The following is a 968-nucleotide window of genomic DNA, read 5'->3' as shown; positions in this document are numbered from 1 at the left end:
GCCGATGCCGGTCTCGCCGTTGACGCGCAGAAGCGAGGCCGCCTCGTCGGGGCCGAAGCGAATATTCGCGACATCGCGAAGCCGCGTGTTGTCGTTGAGGAGGACCGCGCCGAAATCCGCGGGCGTGACGAGACTGGCGCTCGCGCGCACGACGAGGTTCTGCGTCGGCGATTCCAGCGAGCCCGCCGGCTGGTCGAAAGACGCGTTGGTCAGCGCCGTCGAAACATCGGCCAGGGTCAGGCCGCGCGTCGCAAGCTCGTCCGGGCGGATATCGATATAGACGAGCTTTTCGCGATCGCCCGAGAGTTCGACATTGGCGACCCCTTCCACCGCTGCCACACGATCGGCGATCCGGTCGTTCACCAGCGTCGTCAGATCCTCGATCTTCATCGTGGAGGAAAGGATGGCGAGCCGCATGATGGCGTCGGCGTCGGCATCCGCCTTGACGATGCGCGCTTCGTCCGCATCCTCGGGTAGCGAATTGGCGATGCCGGCCACTGCGTCCCGCACGTCGCTCGCCGCGACATTGAGGTCGGTCGTGTCGGTGAATTCGATCGTCACCCGGCTTTGGCCGAAGCGCGACGAGGAGGAGATCGAGGCGATGCCGGGCACACGGGCGACCGCGCTTTCGATCTCGTCCGTCAGCTGACGATCCACCACTTCGGGGGACGCGCCCTCGAAACGGGTCGTCACCGTGATGACCGGCCGATCGACATTGGGCAGCTCGCGGATTTCCACCGCGTTAAAAGCCGCCAGCCCCGCCACGATCAAAAGGAGATTGATGACGATCGTGAACACAGGGCGGCGAATGAAGAGCGAGGTAAGGGCGGTCAGCCCGTCCATACGCCCCTCGCCGGGGGGCGGCGCGTCAGGCTCGGCTCCGCCGCTCATCGGGCCAGCTCCGCGCGTCGGCCATTGGCCGGGTCGGCGGCGGCCGAGGGAATGGGGGCCGGCGCGTCGGTCGCGTC

General features: G+C 67.1%; 1 protein-coding gene. It reads right to left on the bottom strand.

Going from position 1 to position 968, the window contains the following annotated elements; genetic code table 11:
• Positions 1-891 (bottom strand): efflux RND transporter permease subunit (locus tag NS365_RS22560; protein ID WP_193753517.1); only part of this gene is annotated, 891 nt, incomplete at its 3' end.
• Positions 892-968: the final 77 nt, after the last annotated feature.

The sequence above is a fragment of the Aureimonas ureilytica genome, from assembly GCF_001475935.1.
GTDB classification, from domain to species: domain Bacteria; phylum Pseudomonadota; class Alphaproteobacteria; order Rhizobiales; family Rhizobiaceae; genus Aureimonas; species Aureimonas ureilytica_A.
The sequence above is the reverse complement of the archived record's forward strand: the minus strand, read 5'-3'. Positions and strand labels throughout refer to the sequence as shown.